The sequence below is a fragment of the Aliiroseovarius sp. B-4 genome, assembly GCF_056857795.1.
This window is the reverse complement of record NZ_JBSXNV010000039.1, coordinates 346,175-368,084: the sequence shown is the minus strand read 5'-3', so window position 1 is coordinate 368,084 and position 21,910 is coordinate 346,175. Positions and strand designations below refer to the sequence as shown.

General features: G+C 58.9%; 20 protein-coding genes. 10 read left to right on the top strand and 10 right to left on the bottom strand.

Features of this window, described 5'->3' with window-relative positions; all coding sequences use genetic code 11:
* Nucleotides 1-33: 33 nt before the first annotated feature.
* Nucleotides 34-1,425 carry an adenosylhomocysteinase gene (gene ahcY, locus AC13C8_RS12735; RefSeq protein WP_091427713.1) on the bottom strand — a complete coding sequence of 464 codons (1,392 nt, stop codon included), beginning with the start codon at nt 1,423-1,425 and terminating at the stop codon, nt 34-36.
* A 137-nt stretch (nt 1,426-1,562) separates the two neighbouring features.
* Here ahcY and AC13C8_RS12730 point away from each other — a divergent pair, with 137 nt between their 5' ends.
* Complete coding sequence (locus tag AC13C8_RS12730; protein WP_091431921.1) at nt 1,563-2,159, top strand: HD domain-containing protein; 597 nt, start codon at nt 1,563-1,565, stop codon at nt 2,157-2,159.
* 123 nt (nt 2,160-2,282) lie between these two features.
* On the opposite strand, the gene AC13C8_RS12725 is transcribed toward AC13C8_RS12730, so the two are convergent.
* The 3 genes from AC13C8_RS12725 to AC13C8_RS12715 form a co-directional block, all read right to left on the bottom strand.
* Nucleotides 2,283-2,618, bottom strand: coding sequence for a hypothetical protein (locus AC13C8_RS12725; protein ID WP_482847642.1), 336 nt, complete (start codon nt 2,616-2,618; stop codon nt 2,283-2,285).
* Nucleotides 2,618-3,172 (bottom strand): ActR/PrrA/RegA family redox response regulator transcription factor, encoded by a 555-nt coding sequence (locus AC13C8_RS12720; RefSeq protein ID WP_091427707.1) that lies wholly within the window; start codon nt 3,170-3,172, stop codon nt 2,618-2,620. The genes AC13C8_RS12725 and AC13C8_RS12720 overlap by 1 nt, the downstream gene beginning before the upstream one ends.
* Nucleotides 3,173-3,255: 83 nt before the next feature.
* On the bottom strand, nt 3,256-3,885 hold the full coding sequence (locus AC13C8_RS12715) for an SCO family protein (RefSeq protein ID WP_091427703.1): 630 nt from the start codon (nt 3,883-3,885) through the stop codon (nt 3,256-3,258).
* A 137-nt stretch (nt 3,886-4,022) separates the two neighbouring features.
* On the opposite strand from AC13C8_RS12715, the gene regB reads away from it, so the two are divergent.
* From regB to trxA, 8 genes are all read left to right on the top strand, one after another.
* Nucleotides 4,023-5,405: a sensor histidine kinase RegB gene (regB, locus tag AC13C8_RS12710; RefSeq protein ID WP_091427700.1), complete on the top strand. Its 1,383-nt coding sequence runs from the start codon at nt 4,023-4,025 to the stop codon at nt 5,403-5,405.
* A 99-nt stretch (nt 5,406-5,504) separates the two neighbouring features.
* Nucleotides 5,505-7,088 carry a PAS-domain containing protein gene (locus tag AC13C8_RS12705; protein ID WP_482847640.1) on the top strand — a complete coding sequence of 528 codons (1,584 nt, stop codon included), beginning with the start codon at nt 5,505-5,507 and terminating at the stop codon, nt 7,086-7,088.
* Between the two features lie 41 nt (nt 7,089-7,129).
* A complete protein-coding gene (gene tsaE / locus AC13C8_RS12700) occupies nt 7,130-7,627 on the top strand; it encodes a tRNA (adenosine(37)-N6)-threonylcarbamoyltransferase complex ATPase subunit type 1 TsaE (RefSeq protein WP_482847639.1) in 498 nt (165 codons plus the stop codon).
* Nucleotides 7,624-8,637: an aminoglycoside phosphotransferase family protein gene (locus AC13C8_RS12695; RefSeq protein WP_482847638.1), complete on the top strand. Its 1,014-nt coding sequence runs from the start codon at nt 7,624-7,626 to the stop codon at nt 8,635-8,637. The genes tsaE and AC13C8_RS12695 overlap by 4 nt, the downstream gene beginning before the upstream one ends.
* A complete protein-coding gene (locus tag AC13C8_RS12690; protein ID WP_482847637.1) occupies nt 8,619-9,311 on the top strand; it encodes a nucleotidyltransferase family protein in 693 nt (230 codons plus the stop codon). The genes AC13C8_RS12695 and AC13C8_RS12690 overlap by 19 nt, the downstream gene beginning before the upstream one ends.
* Nucleotides 9,295-12,240 (top strand): double-strand break repair protein AddB, encoded by a 2,946-nt coding sequence (gene addB, locus AC13C8_RS12685; RefSeq protein ID WP_482847636.1) that lies wholly within the window; start codon nt 9,295-9,297, stop codon nt 12,238-12,240. The genes AC13C8_RS12690 and addB overlap by 17 nt, the downstream gene beginning before the upstream one ends.
* Nucleotides 12,237-15,608: a double-strand break repair helicase AddA gene (gene addA, locus AC13C8_RS12680; RefSeq protein ID WP_482847635.1), complete on the top strand. Its 3,372-nt coding sequence runs from the start codon at nt 12,237-12,239 to the stop codon at nt 15,606-15,608. The genes addB and addA overlap by 4 nt, the downstream gene beginning before the upstream one ends.
* Nucleotides 15,609-15,644: 36 nt before the next feature.
* The gene (trxA, locus tag AC13C8_RS12675; RefSeq protein WP_091427685.1) at nt 15,645-15,965 is read left to right on the top strand and encodes a thioredoxin; all 321 of its coding nucleotides are present in this window, start codon (nt 15,645-15,647) and stop codon (nt 15,963-15,965) included.
* A 77-nt stretch (nt 15,966-16,042) separates the two neighbouring features.
* Here trxA and AC13C8_RS12670 read toward each other — a convergent pair whose 3' ends face one another.
* Nucleotides 16,043-16,645 carry a L,D-transpeptidase gene (locus AC13C8_RS12670; RefSeq protein ID WP_482847634.1) on the bottom strand — a complete coding sequence of 201 codons (603 nt, stop codon included), beginning with the start codon at nt 16,643-16,645 and terminating at the stop codon, nt 16,043-16,045.
* Between the two features lie 172 nt (nt 16,646-16,817).
* On the opposite strand from AC13C8_RS12670, the gene dalA reads away from it, so the two are divergent.
* The gene (gene dalA, locus AC13C8_RS12665) at nt 16,818-17,312 is read left to right on the top strand and encodes a divisome-associated lipoprotein DalA (protein WP_091427682.1); all 495 of its coding nucleotides are present in this window, start codon (nt 16,818-16,820) and stop codon (nt 17,310-17,312) included.
* Nucleotides 17,313-17,332: 20 nt separating this feature from the next.
* Here the strand turns inward: dalA and AC13C8_RS12660 are convergent, their stop codons facing one another.
* From AC13C8_RS12660 to hslO, 5 genes are all read right to left on the bottom strand, one after another.
* The gene (locus tag AC13C8_RS12660; RefSeq protein WP_091427680.1) at nt 17,333-17,827 is read right to left on the bottom strand and encodes a L,D-transpeptidase family protein; all 495 of its coding nucleotides are present in this window, start codon (nt 17,825-17,827) and stop codon (nt 17,333-17,335) included.
* 105 nt (nt 17,828-17,932) lie between these two features.
* Complete coding sequence (locus tag AC13C8_RS12655; RefSeq protein ID WP_482847632.1) at nt 17,933-19,153, bottom strand: class I SAM-dependent RNA methyltransferase; 1,221 nt, start codon at nt 19,151-19,153, stop codon at nt 17,933-17,935.
* A complete protein-coding gene (locus tag AC13C8_RS12650; RefSeq protein ID WP_482847631.1) occupies nt 19,150-20,295 on the bottom strand; it encodes a CCA tRNA nucleotidyltransferase in 1,146 nt (381 codons plus the stop codon). Before AC13C8_RS12650 ends, AC13C8_RS12655 begins: the two co-directional genes overlap by 4 nt.
* Nucleotides 20,292-20,903: a CoA pyrophosphatase gene (locus AC13C8_RS12645; RefSeq protein ID WP_482847630.1), complete on the bottom strand. Its 612-nt coding sequence runs from the start codon at nt 20,901-20,903 to the stop codon at nt 20,292-20,294. Before AC13C8_RS12645 ends, AC13C8_RS12650 begins: the two co-directional genes overlap by 4 nt.
* Complete coding sequence (hslO, locus tag AC13C8_RS12640) at nt 20,881-21,873, bottom strand: Hsp33 family molecular chaperone HslO (protein WP_482847629.1); 993 nt, start codon at nt 21,871-21,873, stop codon at nt 20,881-20,883. The genes AC13C8_RS12645 and hslO overlap by 23 nt, the downstream gene beginning before the upstream one ends.
* Nucleotides 21,874-21,910: the final 37 nt, after the last annotated feature.

The following is a 21,910-nucleotide window of genomic DNA, read 5'->3' as shown; positions in this document are numbered from 1 at the left end:
CGAATTTCCGCCGCTTCGCGCGACGGCTATCAATCAATACCGATAATGCTCGGGCTTGAACGGCCCTTCGGGTGTGACGCCAATATAGGACGCCTGCTCGCTGCTCAGCGTGGACAGTTTCACACCGATCCGATCCAGATGCAGGCGGGCGACTTTCTCGTCCAGATGCTTGGGCAGGATATAGACGTCGTTCCCGTAGTCGTCACCCTTGGTCCACAGCTCGATCTGCGCCAACACCTGGTTGGTAAAGCTGGCCGACATCACGAAGGACGGGTGGCCGGTGGCGTTGCCGAGGTTCAGCAAACGCCCCTCGGACAGAAGGATCAGACGGTTGCCTGACGGCATCTCGATCATGTCCACCTGTTCCTTGATGTTGGTCCACTTGTGGTTCTTCAGGCTTGCCACCTGAATTTCATTGTCGAAGTGGCCGATATTGCCAACGATGGCCATGTCCTTCATCGCGCGCATATGCTCGATGCGAATCACGTCCTTGTTGCCGGTGGTGGTGATGAAGATGTCGGCGTCAGCCACCGCATCTTCCAGCGTCACAACCTCGAACCCGTCCATCGCGGCTTGCAGCGCACAGATAGGGTCGATTTCGGTCACTTTCACGCGGGCGCCAGCGCCACGCAACGACGCGGCCGAACCTTTGCCGACGTCGCCATAACCGCAAACAACAGCAACCTTACCCGCCATCATCGTGTCGGTGGCGCGGCGGATACCGTCGACCAGCGATTCCTTACAGCCGTATTTGTTGTCGAATTTTGACTTGGTGACGGAATCGTTCACGTTGATCGCGGGGAACGGCAACTGGCCTTGCTTCACCAGATCATACAAACGGTGAACGCCCGTGGTGGTTTCCTCGGACACGCCTTTGATCTGGCCACGCATCTTGGTGAACCAGCCCGGGGTGGCCTTCATACGCTTCTTGATCTGGGCGAAAACCGCCACTTCCTCTTCCGAGGTGGGCGTTTCGATCAGGTCTGTCTCGCCGTTTTCGACGCGTGCGCCCAGCAAGATATAAAGTGTCGCGTCACCGCCATCATCCAGAATCAGGTTCGGGCCGTCGGGGAACATGAACGAGCGGTCCAGATAATCCCAATGCTCTTCCAGCGACTGGCCCTTGATCGCAAAGACAGGCGTCCCCCCCGCCGCTATCGCCGCAGCAGCGTGATCCTGGGTCGAGAAGATGTTGCACGACGCCCAGCGCACATCAGCGCCCAGCGCAACGAGCGTTTCGATCAGAACAGCGGTTTGGATGGTCATGTGCAACGACCCGACAATGCGCGCGCCCTTCAATGGTTTGCTCTCACCATATTCGTCACGCAATGCCATCAGGCCCGGCATTTCGGTTTCTGCAATATCCAGTTCCTTGCGGCCAAATTCGGCAAGGCTGATGTCTTTTACTATGTAGTCTTTGGTCACGGTGTTTCTCCGATACAGAACCCAATACGTTTTGCAGGTGCCGTAACATCCTATGGACGGGCTGGCAATCAAGCCTGATTGACTCGGGGTCCAAAAACACCAAAGTGCGCCTCGAAACACGCGAGGAGACCGCCACAATGCCCAAACAGCCCCGCGCATGGCAACGCATGCTGTCCGGTCGTCGTCTGGATCTGCTGGACCCGACCCCGATGGATATCGAGATCGAGGATATCGCCCACGGTCTGGCTTTCGTCGCGCGCTGGAACGGACAGACCTTTGGCGATTTCCCCTATTCCGTGGCCGAACATTCACTGCTGGTCGAAACGCTCTATTCCCGCATGAACCCCACCGCGCCTGTGAAATGGCGGTTGGCGGCGCTTCTGCATGATGCGCCGGAATATGTGATTGGCGACATGATCTCGCCGGTTAAATCGGCAGTCGGTCCGGCCTATGGCGAGATGGATGACCGGTTGATGGCGGCCATTCACATAAAGTTCGGTCTGCCCGCCAAGCTGCCCGACACCATCAAAAGGGCGATCAAGCAGGCGGATCGGATCTCGGCTTGGCTTGAGGCCACCCAGATCGCGGGCTTTGCTGTCGAAGAAGCCAACAAGTTTTTCGGAACGCCGGACCCAAAACAGATCGACGGACTGACGATAGTGCTGCGCGCACCCGCCAATGTGCGCAAAGATTTCACAGACCGACACCTTGCACTGTTGGGGCAGATGACATGATCTCGACACCAGAAGCCCACGCCGCAGACGCACAGGCCATGTGTGACCTTCTGAACCCGATCATTCGTGAAGGATCCACAGCTGCATCGGTCAGAATTCGACGCGCAAGCGGTTCGATATCGCCTAGGCGCAGGTTTGCCCCTGACGCCCGTTCGCGTCACGCCAACCGACGAACCGCTCCCGTGTGAAGGTCAGAACCAGATCATCCCACTGCAACTGCTGCACAACGCCTGCGGGGCAGCCATCCAGTGGCAGCACCGCATGGCGGCCCAGTTCGCGGTCCATGGCAGGCACGACACCTTTGGGCGACCGCCCAAAATCTATGCGCTTGTTCACCGGATCGACCTGAAGCCCTGCGGCATCCGGGCGAACGGCCACCGCGCTGCGCGTCGATGTCGGTGTCGGCGCAATACAGGCCGTCAGGCCCGACAATGTCGCAAGAACGATCAGCAAACGCATCACTTGGGGCTACGCTTGGCCAGAATTCGCTGCAAGGTGCGGCGGTGCATGTTCAGACGCCGCGCGGTTTCCGACACGTTGCGATCACAAAGCTCATAAACCCGCTGAATATGCTCCCATCGCACACGATCGGCCGACATCGGGTTTTCCGGCGGCGGCGGCATGGCATCCGACTTGGCCAGCAACGCATTCATCACGTCATTCGCATCAGCGGGCTTTGACAGGTAATCATTCGCGCCAATCTTGACCGCCGACACCGCCGTGGCAATCGCGCCATAGCCCGTCAGGACCACGATGCGGGCATCGGGTCGTTTTTCGCGAATGGTTTCAACGACATCCAGTCCGTTGCCATCCTCAAGCCGCAAATCAACAACGGCATAGGCAGGCGGACGGGCCGTGGCAATCGCCTTGCCCGCAGCAACGGATCCAGCCGTTTCCGGTGCAAATCCGCGTTTTTCCATCGCACGCGCCAAACGACGCAAAAAAGGTTCGTCATCATCCACAAGCAGCAGGGATGCGTCCTCGCCGATCGCGTCTAGTTCCTGTGCTGTCATCGGACCAACCTCCGGTTCGCGTCTTATTCAACTTTACCTATGCATTTCGCACCGTAAGGTCAAATTCAACGCGCCGAAACCGGCTATTTGTCTGAGGCGTCAATGAAACATCCCGCACGGTCTGCCAATTGCTCGGGCGTTTCGTCGCGTTTGAAGAAATCGGCAAACCCTTTGTCCGGGAACATCAGGTATGTGAAGGTCGAGTGGTCCATCAGGTAATACTCTTCCTGACCCTCTTCCGGCTCTTGCTTGCGATAATAGGTTTTGTAGGCCTGACTTGCGGCCTTCACCTGCTCTGGCGTGCCAGTCAATCCGATCATATCCTCGTGCATATAGTTGGTGAAATCCGCCAGTTGCTCGGGCGTGTCACGGTCCGGGTCGATCGAGATGAACACGGACTGAATGTCATAGCCGCGATCCTGCAAAAGGCGCATCGCGTCGGCATTACGCGCACTGTCCAGCGGGCAGACATCCGGGCAAAACGTATATCCGAAATAGACCAGGGTGGGCTTTGTGATCACATCCTTGTCTGTCACCGGCTTGCCGGTTTCATCGGTCAGCTCGAACGGTCCCCCGATGGAAGCCGCCCCAGTCCCAACCGCCCCGGCCCGGCACTGCGCAAACTTGTCGGTTTCGCCGGTGGTGACATACCAGGTCGCCCCAAGCAAAGCTGCGACGGCGACGGCCCCGGTAATTGCATATGGTCGCATCATCGGCTTACTCCTTGATAACGTGTCGACATTGATCCGCTTTTTGCGCAGGACTAACAAGGGGTCAAAATGACACAACCCAAGACCAGCAAGCGATGGATCACATGAGCGAGAACAGCACGGGGCCTCTTAACCATCGGATGTTTCAGGCGGACGCGGATATCCTGCCGGGTCGCTGGGTGCGGTTACGCACACTGGTTGTGCTGCGTTGGGCCGCTGTTTTCGGCCAGGTCGCCGCGATTGCCGTGTCGATCTATGTGTTCTCGCTGCAAATCCCGCTGGGATTGGCGGCGGTGGCCATCGGGCTGGCGGTGATCGCCAATCTTGTTTCGCTGGCCGTGTTTCCCAAGAACGCACGCCTGAACGAGCGGGACGCGACCGGGATGCTTCTGTTCGACACGCTTCAACTGGCCTTCATGGTCTTCCTGACCGGCGGACTTCACAACCCGTTCATGGTGCTGATCGTGGCCCCCGTCACCGTCGCCGCGACCGCGCTGTCCACCCGTGCCACCGTCATTGTGGGCAGCGTCGCGATAGCGGCTACGACGGCGGTCGCGGATTTCAACATCTCCCTGCAAACCCAGGACGGTGTGGCGGTTCTGATGCCCGATCTGTTCGTGTTCGGCATCTGGGTGGCAGTGGTGACATCCATTGGCTTTGTTGGTCTCTATACCCGCCGAATTTCGTCCGAAATGCGGTCGATGTCCGAGGCGCTTCTGGCAACGCAAATGGCCCTGTCGCGCGAACAGAAGCTGACCGATCTTGGCGGCGTGGTGGCCGCTGCCGCGCACGAGCTTGGCACCCCCTTGGCCACGATCAAGTTGGTCGCATCCGAACTTGTCGATGAACTGGACGATCAGACCGATCTGCGCGAAGACGCGGCCCTGATAGGTCAGCAGGCTGACCGCTGCCGCGATATTCTTCAGTCGATGGGCCGGGCGGGTAAGGATGACATGCTGATGAAAAGCGTGCCTCTTGTCACATTGGTGGAAGAAGCCGCCGAGCCCCACGCAGATCGCGGTAAAGCGCTTGAAATCTCGGTCGTGTCGCACCTCAACGACCCGACCGATGAGCCTGTCGTCGCGCGCCGCCCCGAGATCATCCATGGTCTGCGGAACCTGATCCAGAACGCTGTCGATTTTGCGACAACGACGGTCTGGATCGAGATCGACTGGACCCGGACTGAGATCAAGCTCCGGATCATTGATGACGGGCGCGGCTACTCGCCCCAAGTGATCGGCTGGATCGGCGATCCGTTCATTCGCGGCAAGAAACCCGCGCAGGACAAGGGACGGCGCCGCGAATACAAGGGGATGGGGTTGGGTCTGTTCATCGCAAAAACCCTTTTGGAACGGACCGGCGCCAGGCTGAGCTTTGCCAACGGAACCGAACCCTATACCGGCCGGCCGCACCCGCGCGAAAAGTCAGGTGCCATTGCGCAGGTCGTCTGGCCTCGCACCACTGGAGGGATCGAACGCAAACCAGTCGAAGGTGGGCTGGGTGAAAACATCCCGTTCGGCTGACCGAGCACCGCGATTAAACCTTCATTAACCAACCCGTGAGTAGGGTGGCCTCACGACCAGCGCGGCGCAACGGGTGCGCAGCGGCAGAGAGGTGCGCATATGATTAACACACTGCTTACAATCGGGGTTGTCCTTGCCGCATTTCTGGCCGCGTTCATAGCGCTGCTTGCCCTGTCTTGGGTTGAAGCGCGACGGCGAAAAAGCCTGCGCGACGACGCCGATGCAGCGGATGACCAGATGGTGTTTCTGTTCGACGACGAAACGCTGTGCGACGCGACGCCAGCGGCGCGTCAGATGTTGTTGGCCGGTCGGCCCGACGGTCCTGACACGGATTGGCAGCGGTTTGCACAATTGCTTCAAAATCGCTTCCCCGATCTGACGAAACACATGGGCGAATTGGCCGATCTGGGCACGCTGACCCTGACCTCCTCGGATGGAAGCAACCGGATTGTCGCGGAATGGCGCAGTGGTTTGGCGCGGATCGAACTTATTGACAGCGAAAGCCACACCACCTCCAAAGCGATGGACCGGCTGAGCTTCGACGCTATGCAGCACGAACTTGAAAGCCTGCGCGCCACGTCCGAGCATCTGCCGCTGATGGTGTGGCGCGAAGACGAAGGCGGCGCGATCACCTGGGCCAACAAATCCTATCTGGATCTGGCCGAAAAGATGAACGACACCGGCGATCTTGCGGCATGGCCACCGTTGAAGATATTTCAGCAGGGACAGCTGAAGGAGGTGAAGGACCTGACACAGCCCGGTCGGGTTGCGATCCAGCTTCCGGATGACCAAACGCGGCACTGGTTTGACCTGCATGACGCCGTTTTAGGCAATGATAGACTCTTTACTGCTGTTCCGGCTGATCGGATTGTTCAGGCAGAAACCTCACGCAACGAGTTCATCACGACACTGACCAAGACCTTCGCGCATCTTCCCATTGGCCTTGCTATTTTTGACCGTAAGCGGCAATTGACCCTGTTCAATCCTGCACTGACAGATTTGGTCGCATTGCCGGTGGATTTCCTTGTCGGTCGGCCGACCCAGTCCAGCTTTCTGGACCGGTTGCGCGAAAAACGCATGATGCCAGAACCGAAAGACTACATGTCATGGCGGCAACAGATGTCCGATCTGGAAGCCGCGGCAGTGAACGGAACCTATGAAGAAACATGGGCACTTCCCACCGGGCAGACCTATCGTGTTACCGGGCGACCCCATCCTGACGGCGCTGTTGCGTTTCTGTTTGAAGATATCAGTGCGGAAATATCACTGACCCGCCGTTTTCGGACCGAGCTTGAGATGGGGCAGGCCGCACTGGATGGCATTGACGATGCCATTGCAATCTTCAACGCGGGCGGCGTGCTGACGATGTCAAACAAGGCCTACAGCATATTATGGCAGGACGATCCGTCGGTCAGTCTGGGCGACGTCAATCTTGGGGACGCCATCAAGACGTGGCGCAAGGCCTGTGACGACACGCCGCTTTGGCAGAACCTTAAAGAGTTTGTTGCCACAAACGGCGACCGGGAACCCTGGGACACCTCGGTGATGCAGTCAGATGGCCGAATGCTGACTTGCTCGGTCGCTCCGATGATGCGCGGCGCCACGATGGTGCGCTTCGGATTTGCAGCGACCGAAGCCCAACCCGTCGCGTCTGCCGAGAAGTTCCTGACCGCCGGTGCGTGATCGGGCTTGCGTCACCCTGACAGAGGGATAAAACTCCTGCCATGTCGCAGGCGTTTTCTCATCAGGGTCTTTTCCCCTCACCGGATCACACCCGGCAATTTGCGGAAAACCTGTCGGCTTATCTACGCGGCGGTGATGTAATCTTGCTGGAAGGCGGGATCGGTGCCGGGAAAACGCATTTTGCCCGATCGTTGATCCAGGCGCTGCAAGCCAGAACATGTCGCGTGGAAGATGTTCCGTCGCCAACATTCACGCTGGTTCAGACCTATGACGTTGACCCATCCGAGGTATGGCACGCGGATCTTTACCGCCTGTCCCATCCCGACGAGGTCGAGGAGCTGGGGCTTACGCAAGCCTTTGACGACGCCATCTGCCTTGTCGAATGGCCGGATCGTCTGGGCGACCTTTGGCCGGAACGCGCCCTGCTTATGACATTCGATACCAGCGCAGATCCGGGTCGCGAAGATCATCGTGTGATCACATTCACAGGCCCCAAACACATCTGGCAAGACCGCGTTCTGGGCGCATTGCCGTCATGAGTAACCGCGCAAATCAAAGGTCGCAGTTCCTGATTGATGCCGGCTGGCAATCCGCCACCTTGGAACCCATCGCGGGCGATGCCTCTGCACGAACATATCAGAGACTAACGCACCCAAATACACATCAAACGGCCATCTTGATGGACGCACCGCCGGATCGCACCGGTTCATCCGCACCGTTTATAATGGTTGCCGACTACCTGACACAATCCGGCCTGTCGGCGCCCGAGATATTTGCACATGATCTGGAGGCTGGCTTTCTGCTGCTAGAAGATCTTGGGGATGCTCTTTTTGCGAATGTGATCACAAATGATGCAGCGCGTGAGCAACATCTCTACGAAGCCGCCCTTCACGTGATCTGCCATCTGCACGCCCATCCCAACCAGTCGCTGCCGAAATATGGGCCAAACGAAATGGCGCAGGCCACTGATCTGGCGTTTCTACATTACCAGACAACGCTGCCCACCGCACCCGGCGACGATGCGCGTCACGCCAAAGACTTGCTGCGCGAGCTTCTGGCCCAACTGGGCGAGTTCACCTGCGTATCCCTGCGCGATTTTCATGCCGAGAACCTGATATGGCTGCCCAAGCGCACAGGGGTTGCGCGCGTCGGCCTGTTGGATTTCCAGGACGCGGTGCAAACCCATCCAGCCTATGATCTGATGTCGCTGATCCGGGACGCACGGCGCGACGTGTCGCCCGAACTTGCCGATCACCTGATCACGTTGTTCTGCCAGATCAAAGGCTATGACGAACCATCGTTCCGGGCCGAAGCCGCACTGATCTCGGCCCAACGCAATCTGCGCATCCTGGGTATCTTCGCCCGCTTGTCTCGGGTGATGAACAAACCCCATTACGTCGATCTGATCCCGCGCGTTTGGGCACATTTGCAAACCGATCTGTCACATCCGTCGCTTGCAAACCTGTCGGCGACGTTGACCCCGCTTCTTGAACCGCCAACCCGGGCCTTCCTGCAAATCCTGAGGACTCCATGCCAGACACCGCCATGATCTTTGCAGCCGGTCGCGGCACGCGCATGGGCGCGCTGACCCAGACAATTCCCAAGCCGATGATTCCGGTGGCGGGCAAACCGTTGATCGACCATGCGCTCGCGCTTGTCGATGACAGCCCAATCAGGAATATAATCATCAACCTGCACCATCTGGGCGACCAGATCGTCGATCATCTTGATCTCCGGGATATCCGGTTCTCGCACGAAGACCGCCAACTGCTTGAAACCGGGGGAGGGTTGAAAAAGGCTCTATCGTTGCTGAAAAGCGAAAGTATCGTCACTCTGAACTCTGATGCGGTCTGGACGGGACCGAACCCAATTCCGCCTTTGCTCAAGACTTGGGACCCCGGTCGAATGGACGCGTTGTTGATGCTCGTCGCGCCACAGAACGCCGTCGGCCACACAGGTCAGGGGGATTTCCTGATGGCCGAGGACGGATTGCTTCGTCGCGGTGCGGGGCTGACCTTTACCGGCTGCCAGATCATCAAAACCGAACCCGTCGCAGCGGTTGGGGACGATGTATTCTCGCTCAACGTCGTATGGGACCGGTTGCTGGCAGGTGGACGCGTTTTCGGGCTCGAACATCAAGGGCGCTGGTGCGATGTTGGCCATCCCGAAGGGATCACCCTTGCCGAAACCATGCTGAAGGATGCAAATGTTCGACCCATCTGACACCCCGCGCATTTTCGGCACACCACCAGGCGTCGATTTCCCGCAAGCTCTGGTCACTGGTATTCTGGATCGCCTCGCGCCGTCCAATCCGGACGCCTTGGCGCGCGTGGAGGTGTTCGTGAACACAAGCCGGATGCAAGCCCGTGTCCGCGCCTTGTTTGACGGGCAACCCCTGTTTCTGCCTCGTATCCGCCTGATCACCGATCTGGCTCGCGATCCGGCGCTGCACGAGGTGCCATTGCCGGTGGCCCCACTTCGGCGACGGCTGGAGTTGCGCCAGTTGATCGCAGCGCTCTTAGAGCGCGAACCAGATCTTGCCCCCAAAGCTGCGGCCTTCGATCTTGCCGACAGCCTTGCCGATCTGATGGACGAAATGCACAGCGAGGGCGTCCACCCGCGGGACCTGCATTCGCTTGACGTCGGCGAGATGTCTGAACATTGGGCCAGAAGTCTGAAGTTTATTTCGCTTGTCGAACACTATTTCAATCACGAAACGCTGGATGTTCCAGATGTCGAAACCCGCCAGCGCATGGTTGTCGAAGCGACCATCGCAAAATGGCACACTCAACCGCCGGAACACCCGGTGTTGATCGCCGGATCGACCGGCTCGCGCGGGGCCACCGCATTGTTGATGGATGCGGCGGCGCGCCTCCCGCAGGGCGCGGTGATCCTGCCGGGGTTCGACTATGACATGCCGAACCAGACCTGGGCAGAGTTAGACAATGATTTCTCGGCGCAGGATCACCCGCAATACCGCTTCGCCAGCTTTCTGAAACGGGTTGGTCTGACACCATCCGATGTGCCGCGCTGGACCCAAGACGAACCACCAGAACCCAATCGCAATCGGTTGGTATCACTCGCCCTGCGTCCCGCGCCGGTGACAGATCAATGGCAGGTCGAGGGCAAGGCGTTTCAAGGCATCAAAGCTGCAACCCAGAACCTGACCTTGATTGAAACCCGCACCCCACGCGACGAGGCGCTGGCCATCGCCGTCGTGTTGCGTCGGTCAGTGGAAGATGGCGCATCGGTTGCCCTGATCACCCCGGATCGGAACCTGACCCGACAGGTGGCGGCCGCGCTGGACCGCTGGCGGATCGTTCCCGATGACAGCGCCGGGCGTCCGCTTGCCCTGTCAGCGCCGGGGCGGCTGTTGCGCCAAAGCGCACAGCTTCTGTGTGAAGAGACCACCGGCGAGACGTTGCTGGCGCTATTGAAACACCCGCTGACCCACAGCACCGCAGGCACGCGGGGTAATCATCTGCGCTGGACCCGTGACCTTGAGCTGGACGTGCTGCGAGGCCGTTACGCGCCGCCCAACATCGACGCGTTGACGGATTGGGCTGCCAGGTTCCCGGACGAACCCGCGCGGAACGTGTGGGCCAGCTGGGTCGGCCAGACGTTTCTGAACCAGATGCAAGCAGGTGAGCATTCACTAACGACCCTTATCAACCAGCATGTTGATCTGACCGAGCGTATAGCCCGTGGCTGCGCCCCGGATGGAACGGGGGAGCTTTGGGAGCAATCCGCGGGGCAGAAAGCGCTCGAAACAGTCTCTGACCTTGCTGGAAATGCAGAGTATGGGGGCAAGCTATCCGCTTCTGCCTATCGCGATCTGTTTGCGTCGGTTCTGAACGCCGGTGTTGTGCGCGACCCAATCACACCACATCCCGGTGTGATGTTCTGGGGCACATTGGAAGCCCGCGTTCAAGGCGCGGATCGCGTCATTCTGGCCGGATTGAACGACGGAACATGGCCGGAACTTCCCGGCCCTGATCCGTGGCTGAACCGAAAAATGCGATTGGATGCCGGGTTGTTATTGCCGGAACGCCGCATTGGCCTGTCTGCACATGATTTCCAACAAGCCATAGCGACGCGCGAGGTGTTTCTGACCCGCTCCACCCGCGATGAGGACAGCGAGACCATTCCGTCGCGCTGGCTGAATCGGTTGTGCAACCTGATGGGCGGTATGTCAGGGGCCGGAGAGCAAGCGCTGAAGGACATGCGGTCGCGTGGGGCGGACTGGTCAAAACTGGCGGGCCAGTTAGACACCCCCAAGGTGCTGGTCTCTCCCGCCCCGCGCCCATCGCCCGCCCCCCCGGTGTCGGCCCGCCCGACAGCGCTCTCGGTGACGGGTGTGACAAAGCTGATCCGTGATCCTTATGCGGTTTATGCCGACAAGGTGCTGCACCTCCGACCGCTGGACCCGGTGCGCCAAACTGCTGACGCGCGTATTCGCGGCACGGTTCTGCACCGTGTCTTCGAACGCTTCGTTGCAGAAGCCCCGCCAAGCGCCGATCACGAGGCCGAAACCGCGCGCCTCATGAACATCGCCCGCGAGGTTATGGAAGACCACGTGCCTTGGCCCGCTACACGCATTCTTTGGCAGGCCCGGATCGGGCGTGTCGCGGATTGGTTCGTGAACGAAGAACGAGCGCGGCGCGCCAATGCGGACAATCTTGCCAACGAGGTTTGGGGCGAGGTCACGTTCGACGATATTGGCTTCACCCTGCGCGCCAAGGCGGACCGGATCGATCAACGACATGACGGGCAGCTTGAGATCTACGACTATAAATCCGGGCAGCCGCCCACCGACAAAATGCAGACGCATTACGACAAGCAACTGCTGCTGGAAGCCGTAATTGCGAAGTTGGGCGGGTTCAGAGACATATCCGCCGCCCTCGTCGCAAGTGTTGCCTATATCGGGCTGACCCCGCAGGAGACGAAGCCCGTGCCGCTTTCCGCGCGGGACATCGACGTGGTCCAAGACGAACTTCTGACCCTGATCCAAGCCTATCATAGCCCGAAGCAGGGGTTTACCGCCCGACGCGCTGTGCACAAACAGCGATTTGATGGCGACTATGATCACCTCGCCCGGTTCGGGGAATGGGATGACAGCGATGAGCCGGTAACGATAGGGGTGGGGCAATGACATTTGACGACGCGACGCTCAGTCAGATCCGGGCCGCGGACCCGCGCAACTCCACCTGGTTGTCGGCCAATGCCGGGTCGGGCAAGACGCGGGTCCTGACCGACCGGGTGGCGCGGTTGTTGCTGGATGGCGTCTCGCCGCAGAACATCCTGTGCCTGACCTATACCAAGGCCGCTGCCAGCGAGATGCAGAACCGTCTGTTCAAACGGCTGGGTGAATGGGCGATGAAGGATGACGACGCCCTCGCCACCGCCCTGCACGATCTGGGGTTGGAGGGCACGCGCGATCTGTCACTGGCGCGCCAACTTTTCGCCCGCGCGATCGAAACACCCGGCGGGCTGAAAATCCAGACCATCCACGCCTACGCCGCGTCTTTGCTGCGCCGTTTTCCGATGGAGGCCGGTGTCTCGCCGCAGTTCACAGAAATGGACGACCGCACCGCCAAAGAGCTGCGTGCCGAACTGCTGGACCGGATGAGCGAAGGACCGCTTGCACCGCATGTGGTCGCCCTATCGCAGCATTTCACCGGCGAAGACATGGCGCAGCTGACCGCCGAAATCACCGGCAATCGCACCTTGTTCATTGATCAGCCAACCGAAGCCGAGATAGCCGGATGGTTCGGCATATCGCCCGCACTGGATGAGCATTCCATACTGAATGCGCTTTTCAAACCTGGTGATCTGCATATGCTGGTCACACTTCGGGATATTCTGGCAACCGGAAGCGCCACCGAACAAAAGGGTGCAGATTATCTGGCAGCCGTCGATCTGTCCGCCCCGTCCTTCGATGTTCTGAACCAGTGTGCCCGGTTCATGATTAATCAAAAACCACCGTATTCCGCTAAGATAGGGTCTTTTCCAACCAAAGCGATGCGCGCCGGTGATTGTGCGACCATCATGCCGCAACTGGACGATTTCATGCAGCGGGTCGAAGATGCGTATCTGGCACGGCTCGCCCTCTCGAACGTCAGGCGCACAACCGCATTGCACGGATTTGCTCATCACTTCGTGGGCCTTTACGAAGACGTGAAGTTGGAGCGGGGGTGGCTGGATTTCGACGATCTGATCCTGAAAGCAGGCGCGATCCTGACCGATCCGGCGATTGCGTCCTGGGTCCTGTTCCGACTGGATGGTGGGATCGACCATATTCTGGTGGACGAGGCTCAGGACACCAGCCCCGCACAATGGCGCATCATTGACAATCTCGCGCGCGAGTTCACCAGCGGCTTTGGCGCGCGAGACGATGTGGACCGCACAATCTTCGTGGTCGGCGACCCGAAGCAATCCATCTATTCCTTCCAAGGGGCCGAGCCTGCCGCTTTTGATCGGATGCGCGCCACGTTTGCCGACCGCCTGTCCCAGATTGGGCGAAACATGGTGCAGATGCCGCTGGAATACTCATTCCGGTCATCCCGCGCCATTTTGGAATTCGTCGATTTCGCGTTGAAGGCGCGCGGCGGGTTGGGTGGCGATTTCCTGCACCGGGCGTTTTTCAGCGACTTGCCCGGTCGAGTCGATCTGTGGCCTGCAATCGAACCCGTCAACCATGACGAGGATCGCGATTGGCATGATCCGGTCGATGCCCCGTCACCGCAAGATCACCGGGTGCAACTGGCCGAACACATTGCCGACGATATTGATCGCATGATCAAATCCGAGACTATTCCCGCGGAAAAGGGCGAACACCGCCCGGTTCACGCCGGTGATATTCTGGTGCTTGTCCGGTCGCGCAAAGAACTGTTCCATGAAATCATCCGTGCCTGCAAGACCCGCGCCATACCGATTGCCGGGGCGGATCAGTTGAAGATCGGCGCCGAACTGGCGGTCAAGGATCTGACCGCGCTTCTGTCGTTCCTGGCGACGCCAGAAGACGATCTGTCGCTGGGCACCATCCTACGCTCACCTCTGTTCGGCTGGTCCGAGGACGATCTGTTTCGTTTGGCGCACGCGCGCAGCAAAGGTAAATTCTTGTGGCGTGCGCTGTCTGACAAGGCAGGCCAATATCCCGACACGATGCGAGTGTTGCGGGATTTGCGCAATTCCGCTGACTTCCTACGACCCTATGAATTGCTTGAACGCGCTTTGACCCGCCATGGCGGTCGTCAGAAGTTTCTGGCGCGGTTGGGGCAAGAGGCGGAGGACGGGATCGACGCCTTGCTGGCGCAGGCCATCGGGTATGAACGGTCAGGCACGCCCAGCCTGACCGGGTTCCTGACCTGGCTGCAAACCGATGATGTGACGATCAAGCGTCAGATGGATTCGGTGGGGCGCCAGGTTCGGGTGATGACCATTCACGGCTCAAAGGGCCTGGAGGCGCCGATTGTGATTTTGCCTGATCTGGCTCAACAGAAGGCATCGTCGATGCCCCCCGTGGCAAAACTTCCGGATGGGCAGGCGTTCTTTTCCCCCAAGCAAGAGGATCGCACCGAAACGATTGAGGCGGTGGCGCGCGACATCAAAGACGCCGAAACCGAAGAGCGAACAAGGCTGCTTTATGTCGCGATGACACGGGCAGAACATTGGTTGATTTTGGCGGCGGCGGGCGCTCTCGGCAAATCCGATTCCGATGTCTGGTATCGCATTTGCGAGGGTGCAATGAACAAGGCGGCGGCTGTCGATTGCGATTTTCCAACCGGGCCGGGCAAGCGGCTTGCCGTCGGGAATTGGCCCGCGCCGCAGCTACATGAACACGCCGAAAGCGGGAACGATCAACCCGACCTGCCCAAATGGCTGACTTCGCGGGTGGAAGCGCCCGCGCTGGCCGACAAACCCATCTCACCTTCTGATCTGGGGGGTGCAAAGGCGCTTCCCGGCGAGGATCATTTTGGCACCAGCGGTGACGCCAAGAAACGCGGTCGGCAGATACATCTGTTACTGGAACACCTGCCGCAGATTCCACAGGCCAAGTGGAAGGAAACGGCACGCTTCCTGCTTGGAGCGGGAGAAGATCGCGCGTCGGACGCCGAGCAGTCCGCGCTGCTGGAGGAAGCCACGCGCGTTCTGACCACCCCCGCACTGACCCCGATCTTTGCAAGCACTGATCTGGCCGAAGTACCCGTCACGGCCAGTTTGTCGCAATTCTCGGGGCGTGTCCTGCACGGGGTGATTGATCGACTGATCATATCCGACGAAGAAGTAGTTGCAGTTGATTTCAAAACCAACCGTATCGTGCCTGCGACGCCCGAAGACACGCCAGGCGGATTGCTTGTGCAGCTGGGCGCATACCGGGCTGTGCTAAGCCAGATCTACCCCGACCGCCATGTGCGCACCGCGATCTTGTGGACACAAAGCTGTGAATTGATGCGTTTCGATAATGCTTTGGTGGATGCGGCCTTCAGCCATCTTGACGCAACCCGCCTGCCTACCTAGGTTCACCACAACATATAGTTATCAGGAGAATACAACATGGCAACTGTAGCTGTCACCGATGCCACATTCGAGCAAGAAGTTCGCCAGTCAGACCTTCCCGTGATCGTGGATTTCTGGGCCGAATGGTGTGGCCCCTGCAAGCAGATCGGCCCTGCACTGGAAGAACTGTCGACCGAGTATGAGGGCAAAATCAAGATCGTGAAGGTCAATGTGGACGAGAACCCGAATTCGCCCGCCCAAATGGGTGTTCGCGGCATTCCTGCTTTGTTCATGTTCAAAGACGGTCAGGTTGTATCGAACAAGGTTGGCGCCGCACCAAAAGCCGCACTTCAATCATGGATCGATGAGAGCGTCTGATTCTCATAACCTGACCTGAAACAGAAAAAGCCCCGCCAATTCAGCGGGGCTTTTTCTTTGTCTCGTCAACACAATGCTCAGATCAACAGTACCTGCGTGCCATTCTTGGCGTAACCAAACAACTCTGCGATATGCTCGTTGTAAAGCCCGATACACCCGTTCGACGACTGGCGTCCGATCTTGCGCGTGTCTTGTGTGCCGTGGATGCGATAATATTGCCAACTTAGATACAGTGCATGGGTGCCCAGCGGGTTATCCGGCCCCGGACCCACGAAGGACGGCCATTCGGGATTGCGCTTTCGCATTGCAGGTGTCGGGGCCCAAGACGGCCCCTCGACCTTGCGAATAATGCTGGTGCGACCGCGACGCGTCAGGTCTTCGGACATCGGCACCGAGGTCGGGAACAGGCGATAGATCGCTTGATCCTCGGACCAATAATGCAAACAACGCGAGCTGATATCGACCAGAATTGCGCCTTTGCGCGTGTTGTCAAAATAAGGCTCCCACCGCAACGAGCGGAAGCTGGAGATATTTCGTTTAACAACCTCTGTCAGGTCGCGTTCGCCCTGGGTTGTATTCTCGAACTGTGCAAGCGCAGGCGTTGCCAACCCGCTTGCGACGGCAATCGTTCCCCCAAGAAATGCACGCCTGCCCAACTGGGTCTCAGGTTTCTTCTGCATTGCTCATCTCCAAAAAACTCGCATGTTTGCATGGTTTATATTGCGCTTGCGCATCAGTCGCAATTCAATCGGGTGTTATCGGCCTATTCTCGCAAAGCCGTCATTTGCTACTTGCCAATACTCACGATAGACAGGCGCGAATACAACGATTTTCTTGGATGAGAGACTGACTATGCGCGTGTTCTTGATGGCTGTAGCCGCAATATTCGCCCTTTCTGCGTGTGCTCCGACAAGCGAAGGCACCGGTGGTGGGGTCAAAATATACCGGATCTCGTCTGGACAGACGTCGAAGGTTCAATATCGGATGTTGGACAGCATCAACCAACTGCGCCAGGCCGCTGGCGCACAACCGGTTAAGCTGAATTCACAGCTGAATGCCGCTGCGTTGACACATGCCCGTGACATGTCGGTGCAGAACCGACCCTGGCATTTTGGATCGGACGGATCCTCGCCCATTGATCGCGCTCGCCGCGCTGGATACACCGGCACTTATTTGGGTGAAAACATCTCGGAAACGTTCGAGACCGAGCTTCAGACCCTGTCGGCCTGGATGAGTCAACCAGACACCCGACGGATCATCCTTGATCCGAACGCCCGCGATCTTGGTTTTGCATGGCTGCAAGAACGGAATGGCAAAATCTGGTGGGTGATGGAGATGGGCGGTTAATCCACCCATCCCGCCCCGCCTTACGGGTTGATATCAATCACAGTTCCCAAGCGAACCATCGTAAAGATTTCGCGGATTTCGTGATCCTTCACCGAGATACAGCCAGCCGTCCAATCGTCCCGTTTCGGGTCTTGCGGGCGCCTGCCGCCATGGATGAAAATCTCGCCGCCCGGTTTGCGTCCGGCGGCGCGGGCCTGTTCCACGTCTTGGCGATTGGGATAGGACACGCCGATTGACAGATAGAAGGCGCTTTTCGGATTACGCCGATCAATGACATAGCGCCCTTCGGGTGTTTTGCCATCACCTTCGTATTTCTTTCGGCCTTCCGGGGCGAATCCAAGTTCGATCCGATAGGATTTCAAAATCTCGGTCCCATGCATCAGATACAGCTTTCGGTCACCCTTGTTGACGATGATCTGCGTCACTTCCGGCCCATCATATGCATATTGCTTGGTGCCGCAGGAGGCGACAAAGACCAAAGACAGGACGGCAAGTATCGTTAATACGGCTCTCATTTGGTGTCCCACGCTGCTCGCATTTTTTCGATTATGGTAGATCAGATAGACTACAACACAAGAAAAATTGACGTCAGATCACCCTATCGGCGATTCCCGGGTGTTTTACGCCTTGGTGAAGCTCGCGACTTGCTCGGTATGGGTGGACCAACGGAACTGATCGATGACCTGAACCCAGTCAAGGTGGTATCCGGCGTTCACCAAGGTCTTTGCATCGCGCGCAAAAGTTTGCGCGTTGCAGGACACCATGGCAATCCGTTTGATGTCGGACACTGCAAGCTGTTCAATCTGCGCCTCGGCGCCAGCGCGGGGCGGATCAATGACCGCGGCGTCAAAGCGCGCCAGATCCTCGGCGATCAGCGGATTGCGAAACAAGTCGCGCACTTCGGTCGAGACATGGCGCAACCCCTGCGTCTGGCGCCACCCAAGGGAAAGGGCATCCGTCATAGCAGCGTGGCCTTCGACCGCATGAACATCTGCGGATTGCGCCAAGGGAAGCGCGAAAGTTCCACATCCGGCAAACAGGTCGATCACGGATTGTGTGCCGCCGACAATCTCGCGCACCGCATTCAGCAGGGCCTCTTCTCCCTCACGCGTGGCTTGAAGAAATGCGCCGGCCGGCGGCACGACCGCTGCGATGCCGAACATCTGCACGGGTGGCGTTTCGGTGGCAATCACCTCGCCATTCCAGCTCAGTCGCGCAAATCCATAGGCGTGAAGGGTTTGGGCCAACTCAGTCTCTAACGCACGATCAAGCGGCTTTCCGTCCGCGACCGACACATCCAGCCCAGCTGCGGATTGCACAACATTTAGTGACAACTCTCCTTTGCGCGACACGCCCAGTTTGGTCAACTCGCCCATGGCTGGAAGGGCGGCCAGTATGTCGGGGTGAACAAGCTGGCATCTGGAAATTTCGGTGATCGTGTCCGACCGGCGCCCGTGAAACCCGACAATCGCGCCCTTCTTGCCCCGCTTTGCAGACAGAACAACCCGGCGGCGCGAACGAGCAGGCGAAGTTCTGATTGGTCGAAAATCTGGCGTCAGGCCATGTGCGGCCAGTGCGGTTTTGACCACCTCCACCTTCCAGTCAGCGACAAACTGATCAGAGGCGTGCAACAATGCGCAGCCCCCACACGCGTTGTAATGCGGACAGGGCGCTTTGACCCGATCAGGCGATGGCGTCACGATCCGCGGCGCAGCAATGCGCCCGTCCGCTACCTCGCCCGAGATCTCTTCTCCGGGCAGGCATCGGGGTGCGAAAACCGGACCGGGCGCAATACCGTCACCCAGATGGCCCAATCGCTCGATCACATAGGTTTGGGTCACGACAACAGGTCCTCTCGTTGCAATGTGAAGCCCGATGCGATCCAAAGGCTTTCCAGGCGTCGCAATTCATCGCCCAGCGCGGGGCCTGAATATGTCGGAAGCAAATCAGCAGGTCGAACGGGGAATACAGCTTTCGCGCCCTTTTCGATCTCGGCCCAGACCTCTGTGTTGATATCCGCGCCCATCTGCGCCGCGCGCAGAAGCATCATGTCCGCGGCAAGGTCAGCCCCGTGACGATAGGCAAGCTCTCCTGCCCCTTCCGTCGACCCCATTGCGTTCCGCAGCAACTCAAGCCTTTTGCGATCACGCTTGGACAGTCGAAGGCGGTCGGCAACGTCCACACCGCCCAACACGGCGAGTCGACGCAGCGGATCAGGCGCGCGCTGGCCTTCCAGATGAATCAAAACCGGCAAATTGCGCGCATCCACACCGGGCAGAACCGCGCCCAGAACGCCGACCTGTGCCATCGTGCCAACCGCTGCCGATGGGTCCGGTGCCGCCAGCAGTTTCAACATCTCGACACCGACACGCTCCCGTGAAAGCGTCTCTAACCCAGCCAAGTTCGCGGCAATTCCGGCCAAGGCGTCACCATCCATCCCGCCGGACGGATCGCCATACCAGGCGTGGAAGCGAAAGAAGCGCAATATCCGCAAGTAATCTTCGCGGATACGGTCGCCGGGATCATCAATGAAGCGCACGCGGCGCGCGGCTAGATCCGTCAGACCGCCCAGCGGATCAACGATCCAACCGTCTGGCTTTGCATAGAGCGCGTTCATCGTGAAATCGCGCCGATGCGCGTCATCCTCAAGCCTGTCGGAAAAGGCAACCACGGCGCGCCGACCGTCCGTTTCGACATCCTTGCGAAAGGTCGTGACCTCCAGCCCCTGCCCCTCGGCCACCACGGTGACAGTGCCATGGTCAATGCCTGTCGGCACTGCGCGCAACCCGGCATCCTTGGCGATTTTTACCACCTGGTCTGGTCGCGCGTCGGTGGACAGATCCAGGTCTGAAATAGCTGCTCCCAAAAGGTCATTGCGCACGCACCCGCCCACAAAATACACCTGATGACCCGCGTTCGCGATCATCTCGCAGACTGCCTGAGCGGCAGGTGTATTGATCCAGTCACCTGTAACGCGGGTCATTGCGGCAGCCTTTCAGCAAGGGCGCGCAACATCCGTGCTGTCGCCCCCCAGATATAATAAGGCCCGAAGGGAACCGTTTCATACAGGCGCATCCGGCCCTGCCACATCCGCCCCTGATGAGCATAATTGGCAAGGTTAGAGACATGTTTGAACGGAACAGCGAAAACTTCCTCGACCTCGCCAATTTCGGCAACGATATCGAACGGCTGAGAGATGAAACCGATCACTGCGGTGACGGAAAATCCGGTTACTGTTTCATGTGGCGGCATCTGTCCAATAAGCTTGACCTGTGTCGGCGGCAGTCCGATCTCCTCATGCGCCTCCCGCAACGCCGCGGCAATGACATCCGCATCGCCCGGATCAACCTTGCCGCCCGGAAAGGCAATCTGGCCGGGATGATGCTTCAGCGCCGAAGATCGTTTGGTCAGGATAAGCTGTAGCTCGCCCCTCTCCTCGATCAACGGAACCAACACACCTGCGGGGCGAAGCTTTCGATTGCCCGGCAGATCTATGTCGGGGGTCAGATCAAAATCCGAACTGCCCGCGCCCGCTCGGGCAACCGCCGTCCGGATATTGTCCAACACATCAGTCACCCGGATCAACCGCATCTTTGCCCAGTGTGGTCGGATCAAGATCGTAATGCGCGCCACAGAACTGGCAATCTGCGGTGACACGTCCGTCATCCGTGGTCATGTGACCAATATCGCGGGCGGAGTAGATTGACAGGCTTTCGCGCACCCGATCTTCCGAACAAGGACAGCCGAAGCTGACGGCTTGCGGGTCAAACACGCGCGGCGCTTCTTCGTGGAACAGGCGCACCAGCAGATCGGTGGGCTGAACGGACGGTCCGACCAGTTCCAATTCTTCCACCGAACTGAGCAGAATATTGGCACGGTTCCAGTTCTCGGCATCATCATCCGAAAGCAGATCCTGCGCGGACAACAATCCACCCTCACCCGAGCCACCTTCGCCCGTCACCTGCGGCGAAGCCTTGGGCATGTGCTGCAACATGACCCCGCCTGCCCGCCAGCTTTCAGTGCCGCCCGTCCAGGTCGACTTCCCGAAGGTCAAGTGAAACCGCGTCGGCAACTGCTCGGACTGGGCAAAATAGGCTTGCGCGCAATCCGACAGCGATTGGCCGGCAATCGGCGTCATCCCGGTATAGGGTTTCTGTTCGCTGCCCTGATGGATCAGAACGGCAAGATACCCCTTGCCAACCTGCGGAAAACCCGGCGCGTTTGGTTCCAACCGGTCTTCGTCGAAGCTGGCATAGGCGCGGATCGTGGCAGGATCGCCTTCTTTTTTAGGCGCATAATAATCGGTGGCAATCAGCCGGGCCGGACCGTCACCACGCACTTGCAGCGACAGTTTCCACTGCATCTTGATGGTCTGCCCAATTAGCGCGGTGAGCATGGCGGCTTCGGCAACCAATGCCTCGATCGCCGGGGGGTAGTTGTGCTGCGATAGAATGGTGTCCAATGTGCCGTCCAGCCGCAACACCCGCCCGCGAATGTCGCTGCGATCCAATTGGAAGGGCAGGATGGTGTCATCCCAGGCGATTTGGGTTCCAAGAGTCATGGGGTTTCCTATCGGCGTTCAGCTTGGCATACCGCGT

What these genes read in the sequence shown, in the direction of transcription:
- AC13C8_RS12730 (WP_091431921.1), top strand. Translation starts at nt 1,563, where the DNA reads ATGCCCAAACAGCCCCGCGCATGGCAACGCATGCTGTCCGGTCGTCGT.
- AC13C8_RS12725 (WP_482847642.1), bottom strand. Translation starts at nt 2,618, where the DNA reads ATGCGTTTGCTGATCGTTCTTGCGACATTGTCGGGCCTGACGGCCTGT.
- AC13C8_RS12720 (WP_091427707.1), bottom strand. Translation starts at nt 3,172, where the DNA reads ATGACAGCACAGGAACTAGACGCGATCGGCGAGGACGCATCCCTGCTG.
- AC13C8_RS12715 (WP_091427703.1), bottom strand. Translation starts at nt 3,885, where the DNA reads ATGATGCGACCATATGCAATTACCGGGGCCGTCGCCGTCGCAGCTTTG.
- regB (WP_091427700.1), top strand. Translation starts at nt 4,023, where the DNA reads ATGTTTCAGGCGGACGCGGATATCCTGCCGGGTCGCTGGGTGCGGTTA.
- AC13C8_RS12705 (WP_482847640.1), top strand. Translation starts at nt 5,505, where the DNA reads ATGATTAACACACTGCTTACAATCGGGGTTGTCCTTGCCGCATTTCTG.
- tsaE (WP_482847639.1), top strand. Translation starts at nt 7,130, where the DNA reads ATGTCGCAGGCGTTTTCTCATCAGGGTCTTTTCCCCTCACCGGATCAC.
- AC13C8_RS12695 (WP_482847638.1), top strand. Translation starts at nt 7,624, where the DNA reads ATGAGTAACCGCGCAAATCAAAGGTCGCAGTTCCTGATTGATGCCGGC.
- AC13C8_RS12690 (WP_482847637.1), top strand. Translation starts at nt 8,619, where the DNA reads ATGCCAGACACCGCCATGATCTTTGCAGCCGGTCGCGGCACGCGCATG.
- addB (WP_482847636.1), top strand. Translation starts at nt 9,295, where the DNA reads ATGTTCGACCCATCTGACACCCCGCGCATTTTCGGCACACCACCAGGC.
- addA (WP_482847635.1), top strand. Translation starts at nt 12,237, where the DNA reads ATGACATTTGACGACGCGACGCTCAGTCAGATCCGGGCCGCGGACCCG.
- trxA (WP_091427685.1), top strand. Translation starts at nt 15,645, where the DNA reads ATGGCAACTGTAGCTGTCACCGATGCCACATTCGAGCAAGAAGTTCGC.
- AC13C8_RS12670 (WP_482847634.1), bottom strand. Translation starts at nt 16,645, where the DNA reads ATGCAGAAGAAACCTGAGACCCAGTTGGGCAGGCGTGCATTTCTTGGG.
- dalA (WP_091427682.1), top strand. Translation starts at nt 16,818, where the DNA reads ATGCGCGTGTTCTTGATGGCTGTAGCCGCAATATTCGCCCTTTCTGCG.
- AC13C8_RS12660 (WP_091427680.1), bottom strand. Translation starts at nt 17,827, where the DNA reads ATGAGAGCCGTATTAACGATACTTGCCGTCCTGTCTTTGGTCTTTGTC.
- AC13C8_RS12650 (WP_482847631.1), bottom strand. Translation starts at nt 20,295, where the DNA reads ATGACCCGCGTTACAGGTGACTGGATCAATACACCTGCCGCTCAGGCA.
- AC13C8_RS12645 (WP_482847630.1), bottom strand. Translation starts at nt 20,903, where the DNA reads ATGCGGTTGATCCGGGTGACTGATGTGTTGGACAATATCCGGACGGCG.
- hslO (WP_482847629.1), bottom strand. Translation starts at nt 21,873, where the DNA reads ATGACTCTTGGAACCCAAATCGCCTGGGATGACACCATCCTGCCCTTC.